This window comes from Mycobacterium sp. NTMscope_MAC_12 (assembly GCF_976985675.1).
Genome location: NZ_CDRJYY010000001.1, coordinates 5340480 through 5366266, shown reverse-complemented (window position 1 = coordinate 5366266; position 25787 = coordinate 5340480). Strand labels below are relative to the sequence as shown.

Sequence of the window (25787 nt, the reverse complement as noted above, 5' to 3'; positions counted from 1 at the left end):
ACCGTCCCAGGCTTCGTCCCAGCGCTATGTCTCGATAACGAAGGTTTTTGGGACGGTCTTTTCAGTAGGGCAGAGGAACCATGAGCGGGGGGTTGGGGATTGGCGGTAGGCGGGCCCAGCTTCCATAGAACCACCGTTCGACGGGCCAGGGGGGCGGGTGCGTTTCAAGCGACCACCTGCTCGGGCGGTGACTGCGAATGATGAACTCGCCGTCGCCGCCCACAACGGGGATCGGCTCGCTGGTCGCTGTCGGCGGTGGCGTTAGGGGTAGCCGAAACGCCATAGCGGTTCTCCGTCCCGGCCTTTCGTACGCATAGGTGGAGCAGGCCGCTACGATCTCACGATTGATATCCGCAATGTCACAGTGCCCCAGTCGATCCGGCACGGCAGGACGAGCTTTGTAGCCGTCAAATGCGGCCAGGAGTAAGCCAGGAGTCAATGGAAAGATGACGACGCCCGCGATGCCGACGCTACCGCGTTCCACTCGAGGCCTGAACGGGCCATTGATGGGAACAACAGGTTCATCGCTGGTCACCAAGATTGGCGGAACCCTGTAGATGCGCCAGTGCCGGGCGAAGAGGTGCAGGCCGATGGTCTCGACCATCTGACCTGACATTCCGATTACGGACGCCTTCTGCGGACCGACCGTGATGTCGCCGCTGTTGAGCCCGTCGAGAAAGCGCCGCATCTCGGCAATCGCCTTGGGCGTGGGCTCCTGACCTCTCTCCTGCAAGAAATGTGTGATGCCGGCATCGGTCATTTCTCCATAGGTGAGCTTGAAGTAGTCGTTCATCGATGCATGAGAAAAGGCCCGGAAGTTACGGCCTCGTACGTACTGAAATGCCATGAAAATAGAGAAGAGAACGCGCTGCTCGTCGTTACTGAGTACCTGAATCGGATCAACGATGGCGGCGTCGATGAAATCCGCACCCCACCTTTCGACCCTGCTGAGAGTCACCTCAAACAGCAGGGGCGGTACTTCTTCTGGGTCGAGTTCCGGGGATTCGAGCCGGTAATAGTCCGTCTCCGTTGCTGCTTTCCTGGGAGTCGTGACCCACGACCGCTTTCCATCAACGTGAGTGACCCGCAGCTTTCCATCATCAGCCCACTGTTTGAGATAGAAAGCCGGAACAAGGTGGTGCCGCTTTTGCGCAGACGCCGATTCACCGCTGCGACGAGCCTCTTCCAAGAGCTCTCGGAGCGCAGCTTCGTGCTCTGTCTCGTCAGCAGGACCCATGCGGTAGCGATTCGTTCTTGTCGGAGAGGTACCGGTAAGCGGTTGCTCGTCCGATGCCGAATGCTTCGGCAAGCTCGCGGACCGGTTCACCGGTGGCCGCGAGCCTGCGGAGCTGGTCTTGGCGGGCGAGCGACAGTTTGTGTGGCTTGGTCGCCGGCAGTTGGCGTCGGCATCGAGATTCGCGAGATGCGGCGCGGCGCTCCCGCCCAAGCTCGAGCTCGAGTTCGGCGAGGGTGGCCATGATCGCTGCCACCGCGCGACCGGTCGAGGTCGCGGTGTCTATCCCTTCGCGTAAGGCGCGCAACAGGATTCGGCGTTCACTGAGTTCGGCGATGGTGCGGGTGACTTCGGCGACGGAGCGGCCGAGGCGGTCGATGGCGGTGACGACGACGATGTCATCGGCGCGGGCGTAGTCCAGCATCGCGGCCAGGCCCGGGCGAGCGGTCTTGGCCGAACCGGAGAGCGTGTCGGTGAAAACGCGGCCGGCGTTGACACCAGCCGCGGTCAGCGCTGAGAGCTGTGCATCGAGGTTTTGGCCGGTGGTGCTTACTCGCGCGTAGCCGAGGATCGCCGTCATAGCGATGACTGTCTCATTGCTCACCGACGGTAGGGATTCGAGACACGCGATGTGAGACAAGAAATAAGACAGCGCTACCTGGGCGGATGACCCGGGAGAGGGGCACTGATCGCAGGTCTCGTTTCTCTAGTTTTGAGACTCAACGCAGCGCTTAATAGCACGCAAGCCGCCATGCAACCGAAATCGACCCTTCTGGGAGGTCAGGCGTGCACTTTTAGGATTGTTTGGGATGCAGCCCGCCCGGCCGCAAAACACACTGACAGCCGATTCACCGCCGAAGGGTCGGCGTCACTGCTTAGGGTCATTCCGTGCCTAGCGAACTTGTCATTGAAACGGTCAACCGCCTCGCTCGCCTTACCCCGGTACGCGCCGAGGCGGAGATTCAAGCCGATATCTACATGCTCCTGACGACGGCCGGGCTGGGACTTGGCTCGGACGACGTCCTCAAGATTGAGTCGCAGGTCGCGGACGGCACCCGCCGGCGCATCGACATTGAAGCCGGCCATGTCGTCATCGAGGTGAAGAAGGACCTCCGCGTTGGGAACCTTGCCGATTACGAAGAGCAACTCGCCGGTTATGTGCAGCAGCGCCACAACGAGCTGGGCAGCCGCTACGTCGGCATCCTCACCGACGGTACCGGCTGGCGGCTCTATAACCTCAAAGACGGCGTCTTGGTGGAGGTTTCGGTGCTGGAACTAAGCCCCAGCGGACCGGATGTTGATCAGCTTCTCGTGTGGCTGGAATCGGTCATGGCGACACGAGACCAAATTAAACCAACCCCGCAGGAGATTGAGGACCGTCTCGGCGCCGAGTCACCAGGCCATCGCCTCGACCACGCGTCCTTGGCTGCGCTGTTCGAGGCGAACCTCGATCACGTAGAAGTTAAGTTGAAACGGGAGCTTTGGGCCAAGCTGCTCCGTACTGCGTTCGGCAAGGGTTTCACTGACGACCCGGACCTCTTTATCAATCACACCCTGCTGGTGATCACCTCGGAATTGATCGCGCACGCGGCTATTGGCTGGGACGTCTCGCCCAGCGGTGGCCTAACACCGATGCAGTTGACTTCTGGATCTGAGTTCCAGAATGCCCAGATCTACGGTGTCGTCGAAGCAGACTTTTTCGACTGGGTGGTGCAAGTGGACGGCGGACCGCAGTTTGTTGGCGAACTCGGGCGGCGCATCGCTAGGTTCGAATGGTCGAAAGTCGAGCACGACGTGCTCAAGATTCTGTACGAATCAGTGATCGCACCCGCCGAACGACGCCGCCTCGGTGAGTACTACACGCCGGACTGGCTTGCGAATCGCGTCGTCGATACAACTATCGCAGACCCGCTAGGTTCCCGTGTCGCCGACCCTAGCTGCGGTTCTGGAACCTTCCTGTTCCATGCGATCAGGCGCTACCTCAGCGCGGCGGAAGAGGCCGGTACTCCGACCGCGCAAGCGGTGAACGATGTCACGGCCAGCGTGATTGGCATGGACGTGCACCCTGTCGCCGTGACTCTCGCCCGCGTCACGTACCTCCTTGCGATCGGACTTGACAGGCTCACAAACTCCGAGCGCGGTCCGTTGTCGATCCCGGTCTACCTCGGCGACTCGTTGCAGTGGGAACAGACCCGCGATTTGATCGGCGGGGTGGATCGCGTCACCATCACCACCGAAGGCGACTCCATCATTGCGGGCGGCGGCGGTGTCCTCTTCGGCGACGACTTGGTGTTTCCTCGCAGCATCTTGGGCGATGCGAGCAGGTTTGACCGTCTCGTGTCCGAGATGGCGGATAAGGCCTGTGACGTCACAAATAAGAAAAATGGCACGCTAATCGAGCCGGTTCTCCGGCGTTTCAAGGTCACCGACGAGGAGGGCGGAATCCTTCGCGAGACGTTCGCCACGATGCGTGCGCTGCACAAGTCGGGGAAGAACCATATCTGGGGTTACTACGTCCGAAACCTGATCCGGCCACTATGGCTCGCCGAGCCAGACAACCGTGTTGACGCTCTCATTGGAAATCCGCCGTGGCTGGCTTACGCAAAGATGCCCGCCGCAACGCAGGAGCGCTACAAGAAACTCGCCAAGCCCCGCAACCTGCTCACAGGCGGGCTCGGTGCGGCCAGCCGTGATTTAAGCACACTCTTCGTCGTCCGGGCGGTCGAGCTGTACTTGCGGCCTGGTGGCACCTTTGCGTTCGTGATGCCGTACGGGATCCTTACTCGACGACCTCATACAGGCTTCCGAACCGGCAAGTGGATGACAAGGAACTCGGAACATCTGGCGGTACAGTTTGGTTTCAGTTGGGACTTGGCCCATGTGACCACCGGCTTCCCGATGGTGTCTTGCGTCGTTCAAGGCAAGCGTTCCGCGTCCCCCTCTCCCATTGGCGCAAACACCATTACGTGGACCGGTTACCTTGCGCGACCGGACATCCCGTGGAAGGAGGCGCAGCACAAGATCGCCATCGGCGAAGGCACAGTGACGGCGCACGATGTCGGCGCCGTGCTCCCGGAATCCCCTTATAAGCGGGAGTTTCGCCAAGGTGCAGTCCTCGCTCCCCAGATGGCCCTCTTCGTTCGTGAAGCGCCCACCGGACCGCTCGGTGCGGGCGCAGGACGCGTGTCATTGATCTCCAGCCGGAGTACTTACGAGCCCAAGCCCTGGAAACTCCTGCCGGCGATCTCGGCGACTGTCGAGACCAGGTTTGTTCGGCCGACTTATCTCGGGTTGACCGTGCTACCTTTCCGCACACTGGAGCCGCGGCGCACCGTGCTCGCAACCGACGACAGCGCGGTACTCACGGAGTCCGCTATCGACGATCACCCCGGCCTCAAGGCGTGGTGGGACCGAGCCGAAGCGGTGTGGGCTGCGAATAAATCTGAATCGGACAAAGGCAAGCTGCTCGATCGGATCGACTTTCACGGACAGCTATCTTCACAGCTCCCGGTCGCCCCGCTCCGCGTCGTCTATACAAAAACGGGGAACAAGCTCGCGGCGGCGATCGTGAGGGACCCGCGTGCCATCATCGATTTCTCGCTGTACTGGGCCAGGGTCTCGACTGAGTCAGAGGCGCGGTACCTATGCGCGGTGCTGAACTCGGGAACACTGTTGGAGCGCGTGAAACCTCTGCAGACGCTAGGCCTCTATGGTGCGCGCCACTTTGACAAGTACGTATTCCTCATCCCGTTCCCAAAGTACGACAACACGAACGAGCTCCACGTGGAGCTCGCCGCGCTCGGGGCCAAAGCAGAAGAGCTCGCCGCGCAAGTCGACGTGTCCTCCTCTCGGACGTTTCAGATCGCCCGCAAACTCATCTCGACAAAATTGGATGACTCAGCTATCAGCACCAAGATCGATGCCGCAGTCGCCGAGCTCGCGCCCCTCCAGCTAGATCATTCGCGGTATTCGGTTTCTGGACAGCACCATCCGTGATGTCACCCCAAACGGCCGTGTGCGATGGGGGTTCGTCGACAGGAACTGATGCCGTGACGATGTCAGTTGACAGCACCCCAGTTTTCGTACCGTGGCCCGTCTGAGGCGGGCGGGGCCAGGGGCCTGCTCACGTGGACGCTGACAGGAACTGGAAAATCAACACCCATGAGAATTGCTTCTCCGGGGACTAGCCCTGGCAGTAGCCTCGTGGCTGAGTGATCAAGTTCAGCCGCGGCCTGCTCAACCCGCTGACGGTCACGCCCGTCAGCGAGTCGATGCACGACGGTCATGCCCACCTGACTAAGTACACCGGCAGGAAGATCTCCCGGCCGCTGCGTGGCGAGACAAACGGTGAGGCCATACTTCCGCCCCTCCTTGGCAATCGAGTCAAAGGCGTTCAACCGTGTGTTGGCGAACTCGTCACCGACAGTGACATCAAAAAACTGGTGAGCCTCATCGATGGCTACCACGACCGGAATGGCGCGAAAGACGCCGCTTCTTGCCCATCCGATCAAGGCCTGGCCAAGGATGTTCACCACGATCTCGCGTAGGTGGTTAGCGAATGTCAAGTTGCGCAACGAAATCCGAAGCAAGTGGCCGTTTGGCGCGTCAATCCAGGTCTTAATTTCTTCGAGGGCATCCAAGGTGCCGGGTTGCGGGTCGATGACGCCCATCACTTCCGGAGTTTGGATCAAATCATTCATTCTGCTGACGAGGGTGCTGACGTAACCAATTTGGGTGAAATCCATCGTCCCGAATTGGTCCGCAGCGTTCCGGTCCGTCGGCCAAACGCACTCCCACTGGATCTGCTTGGACAGGAGTTTTAGATCGAAAGGAGCATGTGAATCTTCCATCACCTCAACGTATTTACGGCAGGCGCTCCCGAAACGGGCAATTCGCACGCCAGCCTTGCTGATAGTGCCGTCAGGGGCCACGAGACTCGCGTGATCCGCCTCGGCCCCGTTGTCCTCTTGTATCGCTCTGGCGAGACGTAGGCTTCTGATCGCTTCGCGAAGTTTGGGCAGCTGTGTACCGCTTGATGGGTTCAGAAAGGCGTTACGATCAGACTCGCGCATCATGTGATGCGACAGCCCCACGAGTTTGGTTCCGTCGGGCTCGTCTGTGTCCGCCCCCAATGCGATATGGGCAGCTTGCGTTCCTAGGGTATGGAATTCACCAGTCGCATCGATCAGGATCATCTTGCCCCGCAGGCGGCCTACACACTCGGCAAGATGGCCGAGCGTCCAACTCTTGCCCGATCCGGTGGCTCCCACAATCGCGAGGTGACGTCCGAATAGACGCGCCAACGGCACAGCCACCTCGACGGACTCGTCAACCGAGAGTCGCCCCAAGACGAGCTGTGCCTGCGGGTCTGCGACGCTTGTCCCGAGAACGGCCATGATCGACTCTGAGCTCGCCGCGTAAACGGGGTCGCTGACTTTCGGGTACTTGAGAATCCCCCGAGTAGCGGTTCCGTCAAGACGCAACGTCGACAGAAGCTGAATGCGCCCGTCAACTGCAAGACGTCGCTCGGCGCGTGTGAGGGCATCGAAACTATCCGTCGCCGATCCCACACGCATGAGCCGCCCGAATACGCCGGCTCCCCCGACATCAACGACGACGAATTCGCCCACCTCGCCACGCCCGAGGTATTCCCCATGATGGGACCGCGGCAATTTGGCCGCAGCGGAGAACGTCACATCTGCAAACGATCCTTCTACCTGAAAGATGGCGCCTATTTGCCGTTCGGGCGCGAATGGGTGCAGTTTCACTACGCTTCTCCAGGCTGGCGAGGCGCCATCCGCTCAGCGTGTGCGTCTCGTTCTTCCTGCGGAGGGACATCCGGTAGGTGGCGCACAAGATCGTCAAAGGTGCCGCTGAAGATGGACAGTCGCCGGTCGCCCCGGGTAATGAGGTCTTCAATCCAAGCAATCGACGGTGCGCGCTCAGGATCCCGTGCACCGGGTGTGATGACGACTGCTCGAAGTCCAATATTGCTCCTCACTGAAGCAGCGATCGGTGCGTTGAGGTGCTCGTCGTTGAATCCGAAGCCGACTACGAGAAGACCGATATCCGGCTGACGCAACGCGATTTGGAAGCGGGACATGAACTCCAAATACGGTTGCTGGTAGGACATTTGGTACTTGGCTGCGGAAGGATAAATCAAAACCGGGTTGTCGGGCCTCCCGACGGTCTTATGCACCGTCGATCCGTTGGCTGTCCAATCGACGGATCCATGTAGCTTGAGTAGCTGAAATACGCTGGGCTCCAGTATCAGCTGCTCATTCGGCCGTCGCCGAACGTAATCGAGGTCAAATGACCCGCCGTCAAATTCACGCCCTCCGTATCCGAATCCATCAATCACGTTGAACCGCGCACGGCGGGCTGCCGTCTCGAACGCCAGGTCGTAGTTCGTCGTGAAGATTTGAGAACGTTGTAGCCGGGTCGAACGGCGCGCCACCTTCCTGAGGAATAGCTCGTGGGCGCCAACATCGGAGCTCTCGTCTATAAAGTTGCACCGTTCCCAGACGATGGCTTCGGCTTCAGCGACGAAGGCCTCCAGTTCCTTATCGGACGGTGTCAGGGCGAGGCGCGCTTGGGCGTCGGAAAGCACATGCTCAAGGTTCTTCGCTGCGACTACATCGGCGCTTAGCTTGCTTTCGACGTCCTTGAAGGCGGCGATGCCTGAAACCGCGGTCCACAAATCTGACATCCGGGGCGGAAGATGCTCCGCTACCTTTGAGGTGATTCCCAGGGACGTTCCTGACCCTGCCAGGACAACTAGCGTTTCGGCATTGACGACCGACCCCAACTCGTCACGAAGACTCGACTTCGCTGCTGCGCTGGCAGCCTTTGTGTCGTCATCCGCATTGCCGTCTGCCTCGAGGCTTTGCCAGGAACCGCCAGTGAAGCCGCTCAAGACTTCAGGCGTCGCGGCGGCGCTGTTCCCGCTAGACCCGTTCGTCACGGCCCGTCCTCCTCTTCACAGCGACGTCGGAGGGGAGCCACTGCTGCGCCTCCGCGACTTCGGAGAATCCGGTTCGCTTCCGTACTGTCGCAAAAGAGCACCGCTTACGCGCCACACTCATAGATTCGCCAATTGCAAACCTGCCGGAGGGCGTCGTACTGCTCTGCCGACAGATGTCTCATCGTTGCAGCAAGTGGGGAGAGTGTCTGGCGATACGCGCTCTTACACGGTCCCGACTTCGGTCACAGGGGAAGCCCATCGCTAACAGCGTCGCCGGCGCTTTGGGGATTTATTAATCGAAGTCCCCGGTACAGGTTCATCCAGCCCACAAAGCGGGCTGTCAACCCGAAACACAAAGGTCACGAACCCTTTCGAGTTCGTGACCTTTCGTGCTGCAGTTCGTAGAACCGCTCAATGTGGGCGAAGGGGGACTTGAACCCCCACGTCCCGAAGGACACTGGCACCTGAAGCCAGCGCGTCTGCCATTCCGCCACTCGCCCGGGAAAAACAACCGATGGACCATACCACTGTAATGGCCCGATTCCCGAACCGCCGAAGCGGGCCTCGAAGCCTTCCGGCGCCCTGGGCCTGACCGCGTGCACCCATCTGAGCTGCAGGGACGCAGTTCTCACGATTTCGAGAGTCCCGCACCGTCGCGATGTCCCGCTAGCATGCGGGAGTGAACCAGCACGCAGGTGATTCGTTTGCCGCGCACCGGCAATACCTTCTGGCAAGTGCAGGCGAACGGTAGGACATGAGTAGCCAACGGGGGCTGGCCGCGCGGATCGAGCGCAAGCTCGAAGCGACGGTGGACAATGCTTTCGCCCGCGTGTTCGGCGGATCAATCGTCCCGCAAGAGGTAGAAGCCCTGTTATGCCGCGAGGCTCGCGACGGAGTTCAGAAGCTTCACGGAAATCGCCTTTTGGCCCCCAACGAATACATCATTACCCTCGGTATGCACGACTTCGGAAAGGTGAGCGCCGATCCGGATCTCACGTCGAGCTCATTCGCGAGGTACTTGGCTGACTACATCCACGAACAGGGGTGGCAAACGTATGGTGAGGTGGTCGTCCGGTTCGAGCAGTCGTCGAACCTGCGTACCGGCCAGTACCGCGCCCGTGGTGCTGTCAACCCCGATGTCCAGCCCCGCCCGACGGTCGAAGACGCCGTCCGGCCACAATCAAATAACGCGTTCGGCGATGAACGAGGAGTAGCACCAATGACTGACAACTCGAGCTACCGCGGGGATCAGGGGCCCGGCCGGCCCGGCGACGAGTACTACGACGACCGCTACCGGCGTCCCCAGGACGACGCGCGCGGTGGCCCGGACCCGCAGGGTGCGCCCGACCCGCGGGGGGGATATCCGCCTGAGCAGGGCGGCTACCCACCTCAGCAGGGATATCCGCCGCCGCGCCAACCCGAGCAGGGCGGCTACCCCGAGCAGGGCGCCTACCCGGAACAAGGCGGCTATCCGCCCCCGCAGGGATACCCAGACCAGGGCGGTTACCAGGGCCAGGGCGGTTACCCCGACCAGGGACAGGGCGGCTACCCGCCTCAGCAGGGTTACCAGGACCAGCGCGGCTACCCCGACCAGGGGCAGGGCGGCTACCCGCAGTCGTATGAGCAGCGCCCGCCCGCGCCCACCGGGTACGGCGGCGGCCAAGGTTACGACCAGGGCTATCGCCAGGGCGGCGGCTATGGCCCACCCGGCGGTGGCCCCCAGGGCTACGGCGGCGGATACGGCGACTACGGTCGCGGGCCGGCGCGCCAGGATGAGGGCGGCTATGCGCCACCGGAACAACGTCCCGCCTACCCCGAGCAGGGCGCTGGGTATGACCAGGGCTACCAGCAGGGCGGCGGATACGGCCGCCAGGACTACGGCTCCTCCGAATACACCCAGTACGGCGAGCACGCGCAGGGTGCGACGTACGGCGGCCAGGCCGGGGGATACCCCGAAGCCGCCAGCCCCGAGTACGACTACGGCCAGCAGCCCGACTACGGCCAGCAGGCGGAGTACGGCCAGCCCGCCGACTACGGTCAACAGGCCGGGTACGGCGGATACGGTCAGGGCGGCTACGGCGCCGCGGGCACCACGATCACCCTTCAGCTCGACGACGGCAGCGGCCGCACCTATCAGCTGCGCGAGGGCTCCAACATCGTGGGCCGCGGGCAAGACGCCCAGTTCCGGTTGCCCGATACCGGCGTGTCACGGCGTCACCTGGAGATCCGCTGGGATGGGCAGGTCGCGCTGCTGTCGGACCTGAACTCCACCAACGGCACCACCGTGAACAACGCGCCGGTCCAGGAGTGGCAGTTGGCCGACGGCGACGTCATCCGTTTGGGCCATTCGGAAATCATCGTCCGAATCCACTAAGTCGCTGGGCTCAACGCTGCCGTGCTTCGCCCCGTGTCGACCACCGTCCAAGTATCGTGACGTAGCCGATGTGCTCGGAGTCACGGGCGCCGGGGACACGACGCTAGGACGGAAAGGACGCCAGATGCAGGGATTGGTACTGCAGCTGACGCGCGCCGGATTTTTGATGTTGCTCTGGGTATTCATCTGGTCCGTGCTGCGAATCCTGCGGACCGATATCTATGCGCCGACCGGTGCCGTGATGGTGCGTCGGGGTTTGGCGCTGCGCAGTACCCTGCTGCCTTCGCGCCAGCGCCGGCACGCGGCCCGCTACCTGGTGGTGACCGAAGGCGCGCTGGCGGGTGGGCGCATCACCCTCAGCGGTCAACCGGTATTGATCGGACGAGCTGACGACTCCACCCTGGTGCTCACCGACGACTACGCCTCAACCCGGCACGCCCGGCTATCTCAGCGCGGCTCGGAGTGGTACGTCGAAGATCTAGGATCGACCAACGGTACTTACCTTGACAGGGCGAAAGTGACGACTGCGGTACGAGTCCCGATAGGAACGCCAATTCGAATCGGTAAAACGGCGATCGAGTTACGCCCGTGACCCGCGCCAATGACAATGGTCCCGGCTTGGCCGATTTTCCAGCCGGGATCGAGGAGTGGCGCCCGTGACCCTGGTCCTGCGATACGCCGCCCGGAGTGACCGCGGGCTGGTGCGCTCCAACAACGAAGATTCGGTCTATGCCGGCGCCCGGCTGCTGGCTCTGGCCGACGGCATGGGCGGTCATGCAGCCGGCGAGGTGGCGTCCCAGTTGGTGATCGCCGCGCTGGCGCACCTCGATGACGACGAGCCGGGCGGCGACCTGTTGGCCAAGCTCGACAACGCGGTGCGCTCCGGCAACGCCGCCATCGCCGCGCAGGTGGAGGCGGAGCCCGAACTCGAAGGGATGGGCACCACCCTTACCGCGATCCTGTTCGCGGGCGACCGAATTGGGTTGGTGCACATCGGCGATTCGCGCGGTTACCTGCTGCGCGACGGCGAACTGAGCCAGATCACCAAGGACGACACGTTCGTCCAGACCTTGGTCGACGAGGGCCGGATCACCCGGGAGGAGGCACACAGCCATCCGCAGCGATCGTTGATCATGCGGGCGCTCACCGGCCACGAGGTCGAGCCGACGCTGACCATGCGAGAAGCGCGCGCCGGCGATCGCTACCTGCTGTGCTCCGACGGGCTTTCGGATCCGGTGAGCGACGAGACCATCCTCGAGGCGTTGCAGATTCCCGACGTCGCCGAGGCCGCCTATCGCCTCATCGAGTTGGCGCTGCGCGGCGGCGGGCCGGACAACGTCACCGTCGTGGTCGCCGACGTTGTCGACTACGACTACGGGCAAACCCAGCCGATTCTGGCCGGCGCGGTGTCGGGCGACGAGGATCAGATGACGCTGCCCAACACCTCGGCCGGGCGCGCCTCGGCTATCAGGCCGCGCGAAGAGTCCGCCAAACGTGTTGCGCCGCAACCGGAAACGACGCATCGGCCGCGGTGGTCCCGTCGACGGATGGCCGTCGTCGCCGCCTTGGCCGTACTGCTGGTCATCGCGGGCCTCACCGTCGGGTGGTGGGTCATCCAGCGCAACTATTACGTCGCCGAATACAACGGCAGGGTCTCCATCGTCCGGGGGATCCAGGGGACGCTGCTGGGCGTTCCGTTGCAACGGCCTTACCTGGTCGGCTGCCTCAACGCGCGCAACGAGCTGTCCCTGGTCAGCTATGGGCAATCCGGCGGCCACTCCACTTGCCAGCTGATGACCCTGCAGGATCTGCGCCGGCCCGGACAGGTCCAGGTCCAAACCGGGCTGCCGGGCGGCAGCTTGGACCAAGCGGAATCGCAGCTGCGCCAATTGCTGGCCGAATACCTGCTGCCGATCTGTCCGCCACCGCGCGCCACCTCGCCGCCGCCCGGATCCCCGTCCACCGGCGGCGGAACTCCCCAGCCCAGCGCCACCGCATCGCCATCACCACCCACCAGTTCCACCAGCGCCAGCCCCCCACCCAGCACGAGCGCCTCCAACGGCCCCGCGAATTCATCACCGGCAGGTCCGACGACCACGTCGCAAACGGTGACCGCGCTCCCCGGGCCCCCACCCCAACCGGGCATCGATTGCCGGACGGTGGCATGACAACACAGCTTCAGCCACCGGTCGCGGTCACGCCTCCTCTTCCTACCCGGCGCAATGCCGAGTTGTTGCTGCTGGGCTTCGCCTCGCTGATCACCGTCGCCGCGCTGCTGATAGTGGAGGCCAATCAAACCCGCGATCTGCACTGGGACGCGATCAACTACGGGCTGGTGTTTCTCGTCGTGTTCGGGTCGGCGCACATGGCCATCCGGCGCTTCGCGCCGTATACCGATCCGCTGCTGCTGCCAATCGTGGCATTACTCAACGGACTTGGGTTGGTGATGATTCACCGGCTGGATCTGGTCACCAATCAACTCAGCGGCCGCCACCACCCCAGCGCGACCCAGCAGATGTTGTGGACCCTGGTCGGTGTGGTGACCTTTGCATTGGTGGTCACCTTCTTGAAAGACCATCGCCAGCTGGCGCGCTACGGCTACATCTGCGGGCTCGTCGGCCTGATCTTTTTGGTGATTCCCGCCCTGTTGCCGGCATCGCTGTCCGAACAAAACGGCGCCAAGATCTGGATTCGCTTGCCCGGCTTCTCAATTCAGCCCGCCGAGTTCTCCAAGATTCTGCTCCTGATCTTCTTCTCCGCGGTGCTGATCGCCAAACGCGGCCTGTTCACCAGCGTCGGCAAGCACTTCATGGGTCTGACGCTGCCCCGCCCCCGTGACCTCGCGCCCCTGCTGGCGGCCTGGGTGATCTCGGTCGGCGTGATGGCCTTCGAAAAGGACCTTGGCACTTCGCTATTGCTGTACACGTCATTTTTGGTGGTGGTCTACCTCGCCACCCAACGCTTCAGCTGGGTGGGGATCGGCCTGGTGCTGTTCGCCGCGGGAAGCGTTGTCGCGTACTACATTTTCAGCCACGTCCGGGTGCGGGTGCAGATGTGGTGGGACCCGTTCTCGGACCCCGACGGCAGTGGCTATCAGATTGTGCAGTCGCTCTTCAGCTTTGCCACCGGGGGGATTTTCGGCACCGGGCTCGGCAACGGTCAGCCCGACACCGTGCCCGCCGCGTCGACCGACTTCATCATCGCGGCGTTCGGCGAAGAACTGGGATTGGTGGGCCTGGCGAGCATCCTGATGCTCTACACCATCGTCATCGTGCGGGGCATGCGGACGGCGATCGCCACCCGGGATAGCTTCGGCAAGCTGCTGGCGGCGGGCCTGGCGTCGACGCTGGCCCTGCAGCTGTTCATCGTCGTCGGCGGGGTAACGCAACTCATTCCGTTGACCGGGTTGACCACCCCGTGGATGTCTTACGGCGGTTCGTCGTTGCTGGCGAACTATGTCCTGTTGGCCATCTTGGCGCGGATCTCGCACAGCGCCCGTCGTCCCTTGCGCACCGCCGCGCGCCACGAGCCGCCGATCGCGGCGGCCGGCACCGAGGTGATCGAGAAAGTATGAACGCCTCCCTGCGCCGGATCTCGGTGACCGTGATGGCGTTGATCGTGCTGCTGTTGATCAACGCCACGATGACGCAGGTCTTCGCCGCGGACTCGCTGCGCGCCGACCCGCGCAATCAGCGCGTCCTGCTCGACGAGTATTCGCGCCAGCGCGGCCAGATCGTGGCGGGCGGACAGCTGTTGGCCTACTCCGTCGCCACCGACAACCGCTTCCGCTTCCTGCGCGTCTACCCCAACCCCGCGACGTACGCGCCGGTCACCGGGTTCTACTCGTTGCGTTATTCCAGCACCGGACTGGAACGGGCCGAGGACCCGCTGTTGAACGGCTCCGACGAGCGGCTGTTCGGGCGCCGGCTGGCCGACTTCTTCACCGGCCGCGACCCGCGCGGGGCCAACGTCGACACCACGATCAAGCCGCGAGTCCAGCAGGCCGCCTGGGACGGGATGCAGCAGGGCTGCGGCGGTCCGCCGTGCAAGGGCGCCGTCGTCGCCCTCGAACCGTCCACCGGAAAGATCTTGGCGATGGTGTCGTCACCGTCCTACGACCCCAACCTGTTGTCGTCGCACGATCCCGACGTGCAGGCCAAGGCCTGGCAGCGGCTGCGCGACGATCCCAACAACCCGATGACCAACCGAGCCATCTCGGAGACCTACCCACCCGGCTCCACCTTCAAGGTCATCACCACCGCGGCCGCGCTGCAGGCGGGCGCCTCCGACACCGAGCAGCTGACCGCCGCGCCCTCCATTCCGCTGCCCAACAGCACCGCAACCTTGGAGAACTACGGTGGACAGGCGTGTGGCAACGAGCCGACCGTGTCCCTGCAGCAGGCCTTCGCCCTGTCCTGCAACACCGCGTTCGTCCAACTCGGCCTCCTGACCGGATCCGACGCGCTGCGCAGCATGGCGCGCTCATTCGGCCTGGACAGCACCCCGAGCGTCATCCCGCTTCAGGTCGCCGAGTCGACCATCGGGATCATCCCGGACGCCGCGGCCCTGGGCATGACGAGCATCGGCCAGAAGGATGTCGCGATGACGCCCCTGCAGAACGCCGAGATCGCCGCGACCATCGCGAACGGCGGGGTGACGATGCAGCCCTACCTGATCGACAGCCTCAAGGGACCGGACCTGACCACGATCAGCACCACGGCACCTTATGAGCAGCGGCGCTCGGTGTCGCCGCAGGTCGCCGCTAAGCTAACAGAGCTGATGGTCGGCGCCGAGAAGGTCGCACAGCAGAAAGGGGCCATTCCCGGCGTGCAGATCGCATCCAAGACGGGTACCGCAGAGCATGGGACCGATCCGCGGCACACACCGCCGCACGCCTGGTACATCGCTTTCGCGCCCGCACAGACCCCGAAGGTCGCCGTGGCGGTCTTGGTGGAGAATGGCGCCGACCGCCTGTCCGCGACGGGGGGTGCACTCGCCGCGCCGATCGGACGGGCTGTGATCCAGGCCGCGCTACAGGGAGGACCATGAGCCCGCGAGTTGGTGTGACGCTGTCTGGCAGATACCGCCTGCAGCGCCTGATCGCCACCGGCGGCATGGGTCAGGTCTGGGAGGCGGTAGACAGCCGCCTGGGCCGGCGCGTCGCGGTCAAGGTGCTCAAGCAGGAGTTCTCCCAGGACCCCGAGTTCATCGAGCGCTTCCGCGCTGAGGCGCGGACCACGGCGATGCTCAACCACCCCGGGATCGCGGCGGTCCACGACTACGGCGAGAGCCAGCTGGACGGGGAGGGCCGCACCGCCTACCTGGTGATGGAACTGGTCAACGGCGAGCCGCTGAACTCTGTGCTCAAACGCACCGGCCGGCTGTCGCTGCGGCACGCCCTGGACATGCTCGAGCAGACCGGTCGCGCGCTGCAGGTCGCGCACGCCGCCGGTTTGGTCCACCGCGACGTCAAGCCGGGCAACATCTTGATCACCCCGACCGGCCAGGTGAAGATCACCGACTTCGGCATCGCCAAGGCCGTCGACGCCGCACCGGTGACCCAGACCGGCATGGTGATGGGCACCGCCCAATACATCGCGCCCGAACAGGCCCTTGGACACGACGCCACCCCGTCCAGCGACGTGTACTCGCTGGGAGTTGTTGGCTACGAGGTTGTTTCGGGCAAGCGGCCGTTCACCGGTGACGGCGCATTGACGGTGGCGATGAAACACATCAAGGAACCTCCGCCGCCGCTGCCCGCGGAGCTGCCGCCCAATGTGCGCGAACTCATCGAGATCACGCTGGTCAAGAACCCGGCGATGCGTTACCGCAGCGGGGGACCGTTCGCCGACGCCGTGGCCGCGGTGCGCGCCGGTCGCCGACCGCCCCGCCCCAGCCAGTCACCGCCTCCGGGCCGGGCGTCGCCGGCGGCGATTCCGTCCAGCCCGACGACCCGGGCGGCCGCGGTGTCGCCCCGCACCGCCGCGCCGCGCCGATCCCGTCCGAACACCGGCGGGCACCGCCCGCCGCCGGCCCGGCGCACCTTCTCGTCGGGGCAGCGCGCGCTGCTGTGGGCCGCCGGGGTCCTCGGCGCGCTGGCGATCATCATCGCGGTTCTCATCGTCATCAATTCCCGCGGGGATCAGCAGCAACAGCCCCCGACGGTCACCGACACCGGCACACCGCCGGCGTCGGCGCCGCCGCCGTCCAACACCCCGAGCGGATCCGCGGCGCGCCCGGGCATGCGGCTCGATTGGCCGGACGACGGCACGATAGGAATGTCGGGATTCCGTAGCGGACCGCCGCGACACGGGGCATCGCCGTGACCACCCCGCAGCACCTGTCCGACCGTTATGAGCTGGGCGAGATCCTCGGCTTCGGGGGGATGTCCGAGGTTCACCTGGCCCGCGACCTCCGCTTGCATCGCGATGTCGCGGTCAAGGTGCTGCGCGCGGATCTGGCCCGCGACCCCAGTTTCTACCTACGCTTCCGGCGCGAGGCGCAAAACGCCGCCGCGCTGAATCACCCGTCCATCGTCGCGGTCTACGACACGGGCGAGGCCGAGACGCCCACCGGGCCGCTGCCCTACATCGTCATGGAATACGTCGACGGCGTCACCCTGCGCGACATCGTGCACACCGACGGGCCGCTGCCGCCGCGGCGGGCGATCGAGATCATCGCCGACGCGTGCCAGGCGCTGAACTTCAGTCATCAGAACGGCATCATCCACCGCGACGTCAAGCCGGCCAACATCATGATCAGCACCACCAACGCGGTCAAGGTGATGGATTTCGGCATCGCCCGCGCGATCGCCGACAGCGGCAACAGCGTCACCCAGACGGCCGCGGTGATCGGAACCGCGCAGTACCTCTCGCCCGAGCAGGCCCGCGGCGACGCCGTCGACGCCCGTTCCGATGTGTACTCGCTGGGCTGCGTTCTTTACGAAATCCTCACGGGCGAACCACCTTTCGTCGGAGACTCGCCGGTCGCGGTTGCCTACCAACATGTTCGCGAGGACCCGGTCCCGCCGTCGCAACGCCACGAAGGCATCTCGCCCGACCTCGACGCCGTCGTGCTCAAGGCGCTGGCCAAGAATCCGGAAAACCGCTATCAGACCGCGGCGGAGATGCGCGCCGATCTGGTGCGGGTGCACAACGGCGAGAAGCCCGAAGCACCCAAGGTTTTCACCGACGCCGACCGGTCCTCGTTGCTGTCGTCGAGCCCCGGCAGCGCGGGCCCGCCCCGGACCGATCCGCTGCCTCGCCAGGTTCTCGCCGACGCCGGTGAGGACCGCACCGTCGGTTCGGTCGGTCGCTGGATCGTCGCGGTGGCCGCGCTGGCCGTCCTGACGATCGTGGTGGTCATCGCGTTCAACACCTTCGGCGGCGGTGCCCGTGACGTTCAGGTGCCCGACGTGCGCGGGCAGGTGTCCGCCGATGCCATCGCGGCGCTGCAAAACCGCGGCTTCAAAACGCGCACGCTGCAAAAGCCGGATTCGATCATCCCGCCCGACCACGTCATCGGCACCGACCCCGGCGCCAACGCCTCGATCAGCGCCGGCGACGAGATCACCGTCAACGTCTCCACCGGCCCGGAGCAACGCGAGGTGCCCGACGTTTCCTCGTTGAGTTACTCCGACGCGGTCAGCAAGCTCAAAGCCGCGGGATTCACCAAGTTCAAGCAGGCCAATTCGCCGTCGACGCCGGAGCTGCTGGGCAAGGTGATCGGGACCAACCCGCCGGCCAACCAGACGTCGGCGATCACCAACGTCATCACCGTCATCGTCGGCTCCGGGCCGGAGACCAAGCAGGTTCCCGACATCGCGGGCCAGACCGTGGACATCGCGCAGCGGAACCTCACCGTCTACGGCTTCAGCAAGGTGACCCAGGTGCAGGTGGACAGCCCCCGGCCGGCCGGTGAGGTGATCGGGACCAATCCGCCCAAGGGACAGATGATTCCGGTGGACTCGGTCATCGAGCTGCAGGTGTCCAAGGGCAATCAGTTCGTCATGCCGGATCTGTCCGGCATGTTCTGGACGGACGCCGAGCCGCGGCTACGGGCGCTGGGCTGGACGGGCATCCTGGACAAGGGCGCCGACGTCGACGCCGGCGGCTCCCAGTCCCACCGCGTCGTGTATCAGAACCCGCCGGCCGGCGCCGGGGTGAACCGGGACGGGATCATCACGCTGAAGTTCGGTCAGTAGCCGCCGGGTCGGCCGGGAAATACGGCCGCACCGCGGCGTGCACGTCGTTCTCGAGTCGGCGTATCAGCGTGTCATCGCGCACCAACCCGCATACGGCCAGCCAGTTCGCCAGCATGCGATGGCCGCCCTCGGTCAGGATCGACTCCGGATGGAACTGCACCCCGTGAATGGGCAATGCGGCGTGGCGAACCCCCATGATCACGCCGCTGTCGGTGCGGGCGGTGACCTCGAGCACCGGCGGCAGCGACTCGGGCAGGATGGTCAGCGAGTGGTAGCGGGTCGCCGTGAAGGGATCCGGAAGTCCTTGCAACACACCGACATTGGTGTGGTGGACGCGGCTGGTCTTGCCGTGCAGCAGTTCGGGGGCGCGGTCGACGGTGGCGCCGAATGCGACGCCGATGGCTTGGTGCCCCAGGCAGACCCCGAGCAGCGGAGTCTTCTCGGCGGCACACGCGCGAACCATCCCGATGGAAGCGCCCGCGCGCTCCGGGGTGCCCGGCCCCGGACTGAGCAGCACGCCGTCGAACTGCCGGGCGGCCGCGGTCTCGTCGGAGAGCCGGGCGTCGTCATTGCGCCAGACGTCCGCGTCCACACCCAGCTGCCCGAGGTACTGCACCAGGTTGAACACGAAGCTGTCGTAGTTGTCGACAACCAGGATCCGCATCGTGCCAGGTTACCGCCCGGTGGTACGCGCTCTGCTGGTCAGTGGGCCTCAATAGCCAATGGGGCCGTTGGGCTGCGCGAAATGCAGCCGGTCGGGCTCGGAGTGACCGACGGCCTGCACGTCGGACTTGACGTCTTCGCGGTAGCCGAGCCCGAACCGGACCACGTACTGCTTGTAGAGCGTCACCAGGGGAGCGGCGGCGAGCGCGGCTTGCATGGCTGCGGAGTTACCGATCGCGGTGATCGTGTACGGCGGGCTGTAGGTGCGCCCGTTGAGCAGAAGGGTATTGCCCACGCAGCGGGGCACTGAGGTGGCGATGAGCCGTTGGTCCTGCATCTGAATGGCCTCGGCGCCCGCGCTCCACAACGCGTTGAGCACGGCCTGGATGTCTTGCTGGTGCACCACCAGGTCGTCGGGTGACGCGTCGCGCGGGAACCGGCCGTTGGCGTCGCGCTGCGCGTCCTCGAGGGTGACCACCAGGCCCGGGCCGTGCACGGGGCTCATATCCGCCTGGCCGGCGAGCTCCGCGGAGCGCCGCAACATCGCGGCCAGCGCGGCGTCCGACGAGCGCCCGTGCGCCGCGTCGATTTTCTTCGCCAATTCCTCACGTTCGGCGTTGAGCCGGTTCACCGACGACTGGGTATCACGGACCAGGTCCACCAGCCGCGGGGCGTCGCTGCGGCGGATCTCGGCGCCGCCGGAAACCCCGTGCGTGGCGGCGAGCAGCAATCCGGCCAGCACGCACACCACCGGGACGCCGAAGCGCCATGGCGACTGGCGCGTCTGGATCATCGAGTCTCCCTTTCCTGGTCACCGTCCCAGGTGCGTTAGTCTCGTAGCCAAGCTATGGGTGCAGCTGCCGTGTCCATCGTTGCACCCCGTCCCGCTCACCGTGTTGTTGAGGTAATCCGCGAGGTAATCATGCCCAAGTCCAAGGTCCGTAAGAAGAACGACTTCACCGTCAGCGCGGTCAGCCGCACCCCGGTGAAGGTCAAGGTCGGACCGTCGAGCGTGTGGTTCGTCGCGCTGTTCATCGGCCTCATGCTGATCGGTCTCGTCTGGCTGATGGTGTTCCAGTTGGCCGCGGTCGGAACCCAGGCACCGACGGCCCTCAATTGGATGGCGCAACTGGGCCCCTGGAACTACGCCATCGCGTTCGCTTTCATGATCACCGGTTTGTTGCTCACGATGCGCTGGCACTGAGCGGCACGGCCGACGTAATGAATTCATTTTTGGGCTGATTTGTCACTGCGCCAGCAACTTTCTGACCACCCAATCACACGCGTGTGATTTATCCCCACTGTTGATAGAGATTGTGGATAACTGCATCGGCAGTGGTGGGAGGGGCTAAGGACCGCATGCAGCAAACACAATGGGAGCCGCACCCGGCCGGAATCGCAGGTTGTGGAGCCGTAGGCGTTCTGATGGCTATCGCCGCTGTGACCCTGATCACAGACCTGCCGGGGCGCGTTCTGGCGGGCGTTGCCGCAGTGGGTCTGATCTTGTTTGCGGGAATGTCTTGGCGCGCGCGCCCCAAGCTGGCAATCACGCCCGACGGCCTGGCGCTGCGCGGCTGGTTCCGGACGCAGCTATTGCAGCAATCCGACATCAAGATCATCCGCATCATCGAGTTCCGCCGCTACGGACGCAGGGTGCGGTTACTGGAGGTCGAAGCGGCCGACGGCGACCTCGTCCTGTTCTCCCGCTGGGACCTCGGGACCGACCCGCTGGACGTGCTCGACGCGCTCACCGCGGCCGGCTACGCGGGCCGTTCGCAGCCCTGAACGGCCCCGGGCGGGCGGGGCCCGGTTACGAGATGGTGATCGACTCGATGACGACCGGCTCGGAGGGACGGTCGTTGCCGTCGGTGCTCGTCGTCGAGATCGCCTCGACGACCTGCTGCGAGTCCGGGTCGGTCACTTCGCCGAAGATCGTGTGGCGCCGGTTGAGGTGCGGCGTCTTGTCGACCGTGATGAAGAACTGCGAGCCGTTGGTGCCCGGGCCCGCGTTCGCCATCGCCAGCAGGTAGGGCTTGTCGAATTGCAGTTCGGGGTGGAACTCGTCGGCGAACTTGTACCCCGGGCCACCGCGGCCGGTCCCGGTCGGGTCGCCGCCCTGGATCATGAAGCCCCGGATCACCCGGTGAAAGACCGCGCCATCGTAGAACGGGCCGGAGGAGCCTCCCGATGCGTTCTGGGTCGAGTACTCCTTGGTCCCCTGCGCCAGGCCGACGAAGTTGGCGACGGTCTTGGGCGCGTGGTTTCCGAACAACGCGACCTTGATGTCGCCGCGGTTGGTGTGGAGCGTGGCGGTAGCAGTCTGAAAGGGGCTGTTAGTCACGGCACCAGAGTCTGCCACTACGCGTCAGCGCGCCCGCACGCGGTGCCACCCAATCCGAACCGCTGACGAAAACGCCGCGAACACACATCGCGGCCCCCGACGTCCCTATGCTGGCAGTCTGTTCAGATATCGGGCCGGCCGTCGGGCCGGGTCACGACAGGCGTCACCAGCGGAACAGAAGGGCGGCAGATGAGCGCGAAGACGGAATCCCGGCTCACCCCGCGGGAGCGACTGGCCCGCGGCCTGAGCTATTCGGCGAGGGGACCGGTGGACGTCACCCGCGGAGTCGTGGGCCTCAGCGTCGAGTCCGCGCGGTCGACCGCCTCGGAGCTGCGTCGCCGGTATCAGGAGGGGCGCCTGGCCGCCGACATCGCGGCCGCCCAGGAGGCACTCGCCCAGGAGTTGGCCGCCGCGCAGGAAGTGGTCGCCGGCCTGCCGCAGGCGCTGCAGGATGCGCGGCGCGCGCAGCGTCGCGGCAAGCGCCCGTTGATCATTGCGGGCATTGCCGTCGCGGCCCTCGCCGGCGGCGCCGCGGCGTTCAGCATCGCCCGGCGCTCGGTGCGGGCGAAGCCTCAGGAGCCGCAGTCGCGGCCGCCGAGCGTGGATGTGCAACCGCGGCCCTAGGGTCGCCGCACGGCCAGCTGCAGCCGCTCGCGGCGCCGAACCAGAATGCTCGGCAGCCATTCTCCGACCTCGGCCGCGCTGATCCAAGTGGTGCGCTCGAGCAGCATCCGCAACACGATGTGGGCCTCCAAGCGTGCCAGTGCGGCCCCCACGCAGAAGTGCACGCCCTTGCCGAAGGTGACGTGACTTTTGCCGGCGACGCGGTCGAGGCGAAATTCGTTCGGGGCCTCGAAGTGCGCCGGGTCGCGGTTGGCCGCTCCCCACATCAACAGCAGATGTGAGTCGGCCGGCACCGCGACCCCACCGAGCGTGGTGTCGCGCCACACGTGTCGGTAATGGCCCCGAAACGGGGCCTCGAAGCGCAGGGTCTCTTCGATGAAAGCGCTCAGCAATTCCGGCTTTTCGCGGAGCTGCTGTTGGATCGCGGGGCGATCGGCGAGGATCCACGCCGCGCTTCCCAGCAGAGACGCCGTCGACTCGCCGGCCGCGCTGAAGAGGGTCAGCATGATTCCCAGCGCCGGCAGTTGCTCTAGTTCACCCGAGGCGTAGCGCGCGGCCAGGTCGGCGATCAGGCCGGATTCAGGCTTGCCGCTTGCCTTTTCGAAATGCTCCAGCACATAGCCGGATAGCTCCATCGCGGCGAGCCCAGCCTTCTCGAGTTGTTCGGACGTGACGATTCCATCTAGCAATGTCGTGGTGGCGTAGCCGAGCCGAATGAGGTTGTCGACGTCGTCGTCGGGGAGACCCAGGAGCTTGCAAACGACCATCATCGGCAGCCGATTCGCGACGCTGCTCATCCATTCGATCTGACCGTCGCGCAGGTTCTGTTCCCAGAGGCGGTCGGCGGTCCGGACCGCGAATTCCTCGATGATCCGGACGCGCTTGGCCGACAAATGGGGTAGCAGGATCTTCCGGTGCATGGCATGTACCGGATCGTCCGCGGTGGCCAACACCTGGGTCGGGCCACCCGGTGGCCCCATGTCGAACGGGGTGACGGAGCCGTCGTCGTGGAAGACCATGGTCGCGGTGAGGTTCGACGAAAAATCTTCGACCCGCTCGACGGCCTCTTGCACTGCGTCCCAACCGCACACGGCGTAGAAGACGGAATCGCCGATGCGGTGCACCGGCGCCTCGGCCCGCATCCGGTCATACAGCGGGTAGGGATCCTGTATCGCCGCGCTACCGAAGAACCGGGTCGCGCTGTCCAAGGCCGTCACGCGTCTCAGGCTCCGGTGCGCCTCGCCGCGGGGTCAATGGACCGCGGAGAAGTTGATGAGCGCTCGCGACCGACCGTGATCGGGGACAAAGACGTGGACCGGTCACAAGCTGCGCATTCGGGTGAAAGAAAGGCTCTGAAATTTCTCACGCTGCGAGAAGTATTTCGGCGCCCCGCAGCGTAGGGGAGGATGGGTGGATGCCACGTGACGACTGGTTGGTGGGCCGCGATCGCGGCAGCGAAGCCACCGAGCGGATCTACACCGCGGCGGCCGACCTCATCGCCCACCGAGGTTATGAAGGCTTCACGATCGAAGCCTTGGCCGCTCGTGTGCATTGCTCACCCGCGACGATTTACCGTCACGCCGGCGGCAAGTCAACCATCCGCGACGCCGTCGTCGGTATTCACGCGGCTCGCATCGTCGACGCCACACGGGAAGCCATCAAGGACCTTCGCGGCCCGGATCGCGTCGTCGCCGCCACGATCATCGCCTTGCAGCGCCTGCGGTCTGACCCACTGGCCCAGCTCATGCGGTCGATCCACGCGGCTCCGGTCAGCGACTGGGTGATCAGCTCGCCCACCGTGACGAGCTTGGCCGCCGAAATGCTGGGGCCCGACACCGATGATCCGCTGGCCGCGCAGTGGCTGATCCGCGTCTTCCTGGCGCTATGGGGTTGGCCCCTCAAGGACCCGGCCGCGGAACGGGAGTTGGTGCAACGCTTCCTCGGCTCGTCCTACACCTCGAGGAAAAGGGCGAATTGAACAGCGCGAAAAGGGGGATCGGTTTGTGGAGCCTAGGGGAATCGAACCCCTGACACCCGCCTTGCAAAGGCGGTGCTCTACCAACTGAGCTAAGGCCCCTCATCGTGACTGTGTGGTTGACCTGGGTCATCCACAGCCACGTGCCAGACCTCGACTCCACGTCGTGACCGCGCCACCGCTGCCAACACGGCGATCAGTCCCAGTGGCAGTGCGAGTCGTACGCAACGTCTTGACGGGCACATGGTTGTGGGCCTAGGAGGACTCGAACCTCCGACCTCTTCGTTATCAGCGAAGCGCTCTAACCGCCTGAGCTATAGGCCCGTACTCGCGTACGGCCGAGCGACGAGATTACCGCACCAGCCGCCCGACTCCCAAAAACGCAGCACCAGAGCTAGCCATCAGCTAGTCGCGATCGGCCAGAGTGACTTCGATGCCGCCGATCAGATCGGTGGTCAGGTTGTAGACGAACGCAGCGATGGTCGCCATCGCGGTCAGCAGCACGATGTTCACCAGCCCGATCAAGACAGCGCCGCCGAAAATCGTGCCGCTGGATACCAGTTCGCCGCTGCTGCCGCTGGTGTTGTTCAGCAGGTCACCGACGTTGCTGTTCAACTTCGACCACACACCCATGCCGCCGAGCACGAGGTAGAGGAACGCGACGGCGATCATCCACACAAAGAACAACGCCACCGAGAGCAGCAGCGACACCTTCAACGTGCTCCAGGGATCAACCCGGCGGATCTGCATGCTGGCCCGGACCGGGCCTCGCGTCCGCCGCGACACCTGCACCCGGTCGCGGTTTTCCCGGCCCTCCCGGCCTTCCGCCGGTGCCGGACGGCCGGGCGCCGACGAAGCCTCCGACGTCCGTTGTTCGGGTGCGGGCTTGCGGTGCGGGCCACGCGGCACCGGGCCGGACAGATCCGGCAATTCGCTGGCGTAGGCCTCGGCGGGAGATCCCTCGCCGCGGGCAGGCGCCGCGTCGGCGTCTTTCGAATGCGCCGCAGCGCCGGCTCCCGGCGCGGCGGTGCCCGAGATGAAGCGGTTCAGCCGGGCCTCAACCCCGCCGGCCGGACCCGACGGCCGCTTCTCGGTGGGCGGCTCGTTCTGGCGGGGCGGGGGCTGCTGGGGCCGGGCTCCGCCACGCTGCCACGGCGGACCGTCCCCGGCCTCCTGGGGACGCCCGCCCTGTGTGGGCGGCGCCGCGCGGCGCGCCCCGGCACGCTCGGCCGAACCATCCCCGTTGGGCACGTCTCCCTTTTTGGGGGCGCCCGGCTCGTTCGGTGAAGTCACCCCGGCTCCTTAGGTCTTCTACCCTGGCCGCGCAGGCGGTGCAGTCGCGTCGTGTCTGGTCGGGCTGAGTCTAAATGCCCAATTCCTCCTCGGGCCGCGCCGCGGCCCGCATCGTC

At 65.0% G+C, this 25787-nt stretch carries 21 protein-coding genes and 3 tRNA genes; 12 read left to right on the top strand and 12 right to left on the bottom strand.

The features are described from left to right. Positions 1-61: 61 nt before the first annotated feature. Together AC0KS4_RS24895 and AC0KS4_RS24890 are read right to left on the bottom strand one after the other, a co-directional pair. Positions 62-1237 carry a DUF4238 domain-containing protein gene (locus tag AC0KS4_RS24895; protein WP_472408534.1) on the bottom strand — a complete coding sequence of 392 codons (1176 nt, stop codon included), beginning with the start codon at positions 1235-1237 and terminating at the stop codon, positions 62-64. Next, positions 1224-1814 (bottom strand): recombinase family protein, encoded by a 591-nt coding sequence (locus tag AC0KS4_RS24890; protein ID WP_238955286.1) that lies wholly within the window; start codon positions 1812-1814, stop codon positions 1224-1226. The genes AC0KS4_RS24895 and AC0KS4_RS24890 overlap by 14 nt, the downstream gene beginning before the upstream one ends. 308 nt (positions 1815-2122) lie before the next feature. Here AC0KS4_RS24890 and AC0KS4_RS24885 point away from each other — a divergent pair, with 308 nt between their 5' ends. After that, positions 2123-5230, top strand: a complete 3108-nt coding sequence (locus AC0KS4_RS24885) for an N-6 DNA methylase (RefSeq protein WP_238955285.1) — start codon at positions 2123-2125, stop codon at positions 5228-5230. Between the two features lie 62 nt (positions 5231-5292). On the opposite strand, the gene AC0KS4_RS24880 is transcribed toward AC0KS4_RS24885, so the two are convergent. The 3 genes from AC0KS4_RS24880 to AC0KS4_RS24870 all read right to left on the bottom strand — a co-directional run bounded on the left by AC0KS4_RS24880 (position 5293) and on the right by AC0KS4_RS24870 (position 8698). Then, the gene (locus AC0KS4_RS24880) at positions 5293-7002 is read right to left on the bottom strand and encodes an ATP-binding protein (protein WP_238955283.1); all 1710 of its coding nucleotides are present in this window, start codon (positions 7000-7002) and stop codon (positions 5293-5295) included. Further along, positions 7002-8198, bottom strand: a complete 1197-nt coding sequence (locus tag AC0KS4_RS24875; RefSeq protein WP_238955281.1) for an SIR2 family protein — start codon at positions 8196-8198, stop codon at positions 7002-7004. The genes AC0KS4_RS24880 and AC0KS4_RS24875 overlap by 1 nt, the downstream gene beginning before the upstream one ends. 417 nt (positions 8199-8615) lie before the next feature. Next, positions 8616-8698 (bottom strand) — tRNA-Leu (locus AC0KS4_RS24870). A 254-nt stretch (positions 8699-8952) separates the two neighbouring features. Here AC0KS4_RS24870 and AC0KS4_RS24865 point away from each other — a divergent pair. The 7 genes from AC0KS4_RS24865 (at position 8953) to pknB (ending at position 18775) form a co-directional block, all read left to right on the top strand. Then, entirely contained in the window at positions 8953-10572 is a 1620-nt protein-coding gene (locus AC0KS4_RS24865) for a DUF3662 and FHA domain-containing protein (RefSeq protein ID WP_238955279.1), read from the top strand. A gap of 124 nt (positions 10573-10696) precedes the next feature. Further along, positions 10697-11164: an FHA domain-containing protein FhaB/FipA gene (locus tag AC0KS4_RS24860; RefSeq protein WP_007771646.1), complete on the top strand. Its 468-nt coding sequence runs from the start codon at positions 10697-10699 to the stop codon at positions 11162-11164. 64 nt (positions 11165-11228) lie between these two features. Beyond that, positions 11229-12740, top strand: a complete 1512-nt coding sequence (locus tag AC0KS4_RS24855; RefSeq protein WP_225330558.1) for a PP2C family protein-serine/threonine phosphatase — start codon at positions 11229-11231, stop codon at positions 12738-12740. After that, positions 12737-14146, top strand: coding sequence for an FtsW/RodA/SpoVE family cell cycle protein (locus tag AC0KS4_RS24850; RefSeq protein ID WP_225330559.1), 1410 nt, complete (start codon positions 12737-12739; stop codon positions 14144-14146). Before AC0KS4_RS24855 ends, AC0KS4_RS24850 begins: the two co-directional genes overlap by 4 nt. Then, positions 14143-15621, top strand: a complete 1479-nt coding sequence (pbpA, locus tag AC0KS4_RS24845) for a D,D-transpeptidase PbpA (protein ID WP_225330560.1) — start codon at positions 14143-14145, stop codon at positions 15619-15621. The genes AC0KS4_RS24850 and pbpA overlap by 4 nt, the downstream gene beginning before the upstream one ends. Then, positions 15618-16898, top strand: coding sequence for a serine/threonine-protein kinase (locus tag AC0KS4_RS24840; RefSeq protein WP_238955277.1), 1281 nt, complete (start codon positions 15618-15620; stop codon positions 16896-16898). Before pbpA ends, AC0KS4_RS24840 begins: the two co-directional genes overlap by 4 nt. Then, the gene (gene pknB, locus AC0KS4_RS24835) at positions 16895-18775 is read left to right on the top strand and encodes a Stk1 family PASTA domain-containing Ser/Thr kinase (RefSeq protein ID WP_225329892.1); all 1881 of its coding nucleotides are present in this window, start codon (positions 16895-16897) and stop codon (positions 18773-18775) included. The genes AC0KS4_RS24840 and pknB overlap by 4 nt, the downstream gene beginning before the upstream one ends. Here the strand turns inward: pknB and AC0KS4_RS24830 are convergent. Both AC0KS4_RS24830 and AC0KS4_RS24825 read right to left on the bottom strand, forming a co-directional pair. After that, positions 18753-19439, bottom strand: coding sequence for an aminodeoxychorismate/anthranilate synthase component II (locus tag AC0KS4_RS24830; RefSeq protein ID WP_225329891.1), 687 nt, complete (start codon positions 19437-19439; stop codon positions 18753-18755). The two genes, pknB and AC0KS4_RS24830, sit on opposite strands and share 23 nt — an antisense overlap. Positions 19440-19487: 48 nt before the next feature. Further along, positions 19488-20231, bottom strand: a complete 744-nt coding sequence (locus tag AC0KS4_RS24825) for a DUF881 domain-containing protein (RefSeq protein ID WP_238955276.1) — start codon at positions 20229-20231, stop codon at positions 19488-19490. A gap of 129 nt (positions 20232-20360) precedes the next feature. On the opposite strand from AC0KS4_RS24825, the gene crgA reads away from it, so the two are divergent. Then, on the top strand, positions 20361-20642 hold the full coding sequence (crgA, locus tag AC0KS4_RS24820; RefSeq protein WP_225329889.1) for a cell division protein CrgA: 282 nt from the start codon (positions 20361-20363) through the stop codon (positions 20640-20642). A 155-nt stretch (positions 20643-20797) separates the two neighbouring features. Further along, on the top strand, positions 20798-21223 hold the full coding sequence (locus AC0KS4_RS24815; RefSeq protein WP_225329888.1) for a PH domain-containing protein: 426 nt from the start codon (positions 20798-20800) through the stop codon (positions 21221-21223). 25 nt (positions 21224-21248) lie between these two features. On the opposite strand, the gene AC0KS4_RS24810 is transcribed toward AC0KS4_RS24815, so the two are convergent. Next, a complete protein-coding gene (locus AC0KS4_RS24810; protein WP_238955273.1) occupies positions 21249-21797 on the bottom strand; it encodes a peptidylprolyl isomerase in 549 nt (182 codons plus the stop codon). 171 nt (positions 21798-21968) lie between these two features. On the opposite strand from AC0KS4_RS24810, the gene cwsA reads away from it, so the two are divergent. Then, positions 21969-22403, top strand: coding sequence for a cell wall synthesis protein CwsA (gene cwsA / locus AC0KS4_RS24805; protein ID WP_225329886.1), 435 nt, complete (start codon positions 21969-21971; stop codon positions 22401-22403). On the opposite strand, the gene AC0KS4_RS24800 is transcribed toward cwsA, so the two are convergent. Continuing rightward, on the bottom strand, positions 22400-23620 hold the full coding sequence (locus AC0KS4_RS24800; protein ID WP_238955270.1) for a cytochrome P450: 1221 nt from the start codon (positions 23618-23620) through the stop codon (positions 22400-22402). The two genes, cwsA and AC0KS4_RS24800, sit on opposite strands and share 4 nt — an antisense overlap. Before the next feature lie 197 nt (positions 23621-23817). Between AC0KS4_RS24800 and AC0KS4_RS24795 the strand changes: the two genes are divergently transcribed. Further along, entirely contained in the window at positions 23818-24381 is a 564-nt protein-coding gene (locus tag AC0KS4_RS24795; protein WP_238955268.1) for a TetR/AcrR family transcriptional regulator, read from the top strand. A 26-nt stretch (positions 24382-24407) separates the two neighbouring features. Here AC0KS4_RS24795 and AC0KS4_RS24790 read toward each other — a convergent pair. From AC0KS4_RS24790 to AC0KS4_RS24780, 3 genes are all read right to left on the bottom strand, one after another. Further along, a tRNA-Ala gene (locus AC0KS4_RS24790) sits at positions 24408-24480 on the bottom strand. A gap of 148 nt (positions 24481-24628) precedes the next feature. Then, positions 24629-24702 (bottom strand) — tRNA-Ile (locus AC0KS4_RS24785). An 81-nt stretch (positions 24703-24783) separates the two neighbouring features. Then, positions 24784-25671 (bottom strand): DUF3566 domain-containing protein, encoded by an 888-nt coding sequence (locus AC0KS4_RS24780; RefSeq protein WP_225329883.1) that lies wholly within the window; start codon positions 25669-25671, stop codon positions 24784-24786. Positions 25672-25787: the final 116 nt, after the last annotated feature.

Coding starts and splice junctions, on each gene's coding strand:
- AC0KS4_RS24865 (WP_238955279.1), top strand. CDS start 8,953: ATGAGTAGCCAACGGGGGCTGGCCGCGCGGATCGAGCGCAAGCTCGAA.
- crgA (WP_225329889.1), top strand. CDS start 20,361: ATGCCCAAGTCCAAGGTCCGTAAGAAGAACGACTTCACCGTCAGCGCG.
- AC0KS4_RS24830 (WP_225329891.1), bottom strand. CDS start 19,439: ATGCGGATCCTGGTTGTCGACAACTACGACAGCTTCGTGTTCAACCTG.
- cwsA (WP_225329886.1), top strand. CDS start 21,969: ATGAGCGCGAAGACGGAATCCCGGCTCACCCCGCGGGAGCGACTGGCC.
- AC0KS4_RS24860 (WP_007771646.1), top strand. CDS start 10,697: ATGCAGGGATTGGTACTGCAGCTGACGCGCGCCGGATTTTTGATGTTG.
- AC0KS4_RS24825 (WP_238955276.1), bottom strand. CDS start 20,231: ATGATCCAGACGCGCCAGTCGCCATGGCGCTTCGGCGTCCCGGTGGTG.
- AC0KS4_RS24895 (WP_472408534.1), bottom strand. CDS start 1,237: ATGGGTCCTGCTGACGAGACAGAGCACGAAGCTGCGCTCCGAGAGCTC.
- AC0KS4_RS24890 (WP_238955286.1), bottom strand. CDS start 1,814: ATGACGGCGATCCTCGGCTACGCGCGAGTAAGCACCACCGGCCAAAAC.
- pbpA (WP_225330560.1), top strand. CDS start 14,143: ATGAACGCCTCCCTGCGCCGGATCTCGGTGACCGTGATGGCGTTGATC.
- AC0KS4_RS24795 (WP_238955268.1), top strand. CDS start 23,818: ATGCCACGTGACGACTGGTTGGTGGGCCGCGATCGCGGCAGCGAAGCC.
- AC0KS4_RS24850 (WP_225330559.1), top strand. CDS start 12,737: ATGACAACACAGCTTCAGCCACCGGTCGCGGTCACGCCTCCTCTTCCT.
- AC0KS4_RS24815 (WP_225329888.1), top strand. CDS start 20,798: ATGCAGCAAACACAATGGGAGCCGCACCCGGCCGGAATCGCAGGTTGT.
- AC0KS4_RS24840 (WP_238955277.1), top strand. CDS start 15,618: ATGAGCCCGCGAGTTGGTGTGACGCTGTCTGGCAGATACCGCCTGCAG.